Below are 3,225 nucleotides of genomic sequence, written 5' to 3'. Positions count from 1 at the left end.
TCGGCATTCAGCGTCATCGCCCAAAAATTTCCAGCGCATATTCATGCTGTCACGTCGCATGGATTTGAATTGAAGGTGTTCTTGTTCATATTGGCCTATGGCATCGAAAAAACGATGTTATAGGTCACAACTTGGGTTAAGAAATAACCGCCCAGCAGCTCGCTGACTGTGCTGGTCAGCGTCTTGGTGACGACCACGCTGCCGAGCACCGGCGGCGCAATGCCGAGATGCACAGGCAATCCCGCCGCCACAGCCCAAGTGCCGATGGCCACCGCCTTTTCCGTCACTGCTTCCGGCGCGGAGGCAACCACCGGTAGCTGGCTGAGGTCAACGCCCAGCCGTTCGGCCACCGCAACCGCGACATCCACAGGCCGGGCGTTGTCGACGCAGGAACCCATGTGCAGAACTGGCGGCAGCGGCCCGCCCAAACCAGCGGCTTCGCCCACTGTTGTCAGCACAGCGGCCAATCCCGCGCCCGCATATTGTTTTGTGGCCTCAGAAGTCATGAAGCCGTGGCGGGCATAGGCGGAAGCGGCGCAGCCTGTGGCGAGGATGAGCACATTTTCGGCCAGCAGCAGCTTGACCATTTCAATATAATTGCGGTCCTGCGGAGTTTTGACGCTGTTGCAGCCCGCGAAGAGGCAGATGCCCCGGATCTTGCCCGCAACAATGCTGTCAATCAGCGGTTTGAGCGGATCTTCAGCATTGACCTTGCTCAGCGCGGCAATAATCGCCTCGGCGGAGAAACCGGCAATGACGGCGGAGCTGATCGAGGGAATGCAGAGCTTGTCCGGGCAGCGGTTCTTGAAATTGGCAATGCCTTTGAGCAGAATGGCGCGGGCGCAGTCCGCCGCCTTGTCATCGCTGAAGGCGACATGCTCCGCGCCCGGCAGCTTGGCGACAGGCATGGTGGTGATGATCTTGGTGTGGAAGCATTCCGCCGCAGTCGCCACCGCAGGCATGATGCACTGATAATCAACCACCATCGCGTCGAGCGCGCCGGTCATGATCGCTGTTTCCTGCGAGAGCGAGCTGGTCGCCAGCGGAATGCCATGCCGCATCATCACCTCATTGCCGGTGCAACAGATACCGACCACGTTGAGGCCGCCTGCCGCGCCCGCCTCCTTGGCCGCTGCAATCAGTTCCGGCTCTGAAGCGACTTGAGCGATGATGTCACTGAGCAACGGATTGTGGCCGTGCAGGGCGATGTTGACCGCGTTTTCTTTGATCACTCCGAGATTCGCCCGGCTGACGACCGGCTGCGGCGTGCCGAAGAGAATGTCGGAGAGATCGGCGGCCATGTGACAAGCTGCATAGTCGGCAAGGGCGCATTTGAGCGCGGCAAGCAGAATATTGACCGGCTCCGCGTCCACGCCGTAGGTTGTGCGGTGCATGACCTCGGCCACGCTGCCGTCAATGCTGGTCGGGACAATGCCCAATTTGCTGAATGCTTCCAGCCGCCCTTTGGTCATGGTCGTCGCCGCCCAGGCAAGGGCATTGTCGTTGTCGCCGAATTCGGCCAAGGCTTTCTCGGCCACGTCCAAGCCAATGTCCTGCGCAGAACGGCCCAGCGTCTCAATGCCCAGCCGATTGGCCACCGCCTCCAGCTTTTTTTTGTCTCTGACCGCGTAATCAGGAGCACCGCCGAGCAGGGCTTTTTTCAGCACATGCGCCACGTGGCGGGCATGGCCGCTGTGCGAGGCGGTTCCGCCCGCCACCGCCCGTGCCAGGCCGCGCGCGACCATGGTGTCGGCATCCGCGCCGCAGATGCCCCGCTGCGGCCCTTCGCCGAAAGGATCAATCCGGCACGGCCCCTGCATGCAGTGGCGGCAGCAGACTCCCAGCTCGCCGAAGCCGCATTGCGGCTGCTGCGCCTCATATCTGTCCCAAGAGCGGTTTGGAGCTTGGGGCCGCCTTTGTGCTTGGCCAGAATTTCGGTGACAGCGGGGTCTCTTGAGAGGGACAGCATATTCTGCTCCTTATATTTCAATCTATTAAAATCACATAAAAAATCAGTCGCACACAGAGGTTGCAGACTCCGCCTCCTCTTTCAAGCTGCGCTGAAACAACTCCTGCACTGCTGCCTTGCACGGCTTATCCTCGTAGAGGATCTGATAGACCTGATCCAGTATGGGCATCTCCACGGCAGCCTGTCTGGCTATCTGCCAGCAGGATTTGGTGGTCTTCACGCCCTCGGCGACCATAGTCATCTCAGCAAGTGCCTGGGCCAGCGTGCGGCCCTCGCCCAGCTTCAGGCCGACGGTGCGGTTGCGGCTGAGACTGCCGGTGCAGGTCAGCACCAAATCGCCCAAGCCGCCAAGTCCGGCAAAGGTGAGCGGATTGGCCCCCATTGCCACGCCAAGCCGGGTGATCTCCGCCAAGCCGCGTGTGATCAGCGCGGCGCGCGCGTTGAGGCCGCAGCCGAGGCCGTCGGCTATGCCTGCGGCGATGGCGATGACGTTCTTCATCGCGGCGGAAATCTCCAAGCCAATGATGTCGCTGCTGGTATAGACGCGGAAGAACGGCGTGGAGAAAAGCTGCTGCACCGCCTTGGCCGCCGCTATGCCGGCAAAGCCCACTGTGACCGCTGTCGGCTGCGCTCTGGCCACTTCATCGGCAAAGCTGGGGCCGCTGAGGACACCGACAGGGACAGCCTTTTCCCGCTGGATTTTAGCCAGCTCGGCCTGCATGATCTGGCACATGGTCTGGCCGCTTGCAATCTCAATGCCTTTCACCGCCGAAACCAGCAGTGCGCCATCTTGCAGCAGCGGCGCAAGCTGGACGAAAACCTCGCGGAAGCCGTGCGAAGGCACCGCCATCACCACGCACTGGCAGTCGGCCACGCAAGCCAAGTTCTCCGAAGGCTGAAGCGCAGCTGGCAGGGCCGCGCCGGGCAGGTAGCGGCGGTTTTCACGGTCGCGGCGCAGAGCGGCGACATGCGTGCTGTTCCGGCCCCAGAGCGCGACCTGCATGCCCTTGTCCGCCAGCAGCTTGGCCAAGGCGGTGCCCCAGCTGCCCGCGCCGATCACTGCTGTTTGCGCAATCGTGTTCGAGTTCATCAATGTGTCGTATGCGGTCTTTTTCCGATCGTGGATTCAAGTTGTAAGTGCAACTTTTGCGGGGTTGAGAAAAGAGTGAGTTATGGTAACATGATGGCTCAATTCTCACCGCCAAGCAAGAGGAGCGCGCATGAAGCATTACACACAACTCACCGAACCAGAACGT

The 3,225-nt window shown here is 61.0% G+C and carries 2 protein-coding genes; both read right to left on the bottom strand.

Annotated features, from left to right (window positions below; translation table 11 throughout):
* Positions 1–95 precede the first annotated feature (95 nt).
* Positions 96–1,844: an anaerobic carbon-monoxide dehydrogenase catalytic subunit gene (gene cooS / locus ACNKH3_RS01590; RefSeq protein WP_420208000.1), complete on the bottom strand. Its 1,749-nt coding sequence runs from the start codon at positions 1,842–1,844 to the stop codon at positions 96–98.
* A 168-nt stretch (positions 1,845–2,012) separates the two neighbouring features.
* Positions 2,013–3,059: an NAD(P)H-dependent glycerol-3-phosphate dehydrogenase gene (locus ACNKH3_RS01585; RefSeq protein WP_420207999.1), complete on the bottom strand. Its 1,047-nt coding sequence runs from the start codon at positions 3,057–3,059 to the stop codon at positions 2,013–2,015.
* Positions 3,060–3,225: the final 166 nt, after the last annotated feature.

It is taken from the genome of Candidatus Electronema sp. JC (assembly GCF_048287365.2).
In the GTDB taxonomy this organism is placed as follows: Bacteria; Desulfobacterota; Desulfobulbia; order Desulfobulbales; family Desulfobulbaceae; genus Electronema.
This window is presented reverse-complemented; position numbering and strand designations above follow the sequence as displayed.

What these genes read in the sequence shown, in the direction of transcription:
- ACNKH3_RS01585 (WP_420207999.1), bottom strand. Translation starts at nt 3,059, where the DNA reads ATGAACTCGAACACGATTGCGCAAACAGCAGTGATCGGCGCGGGCAGC.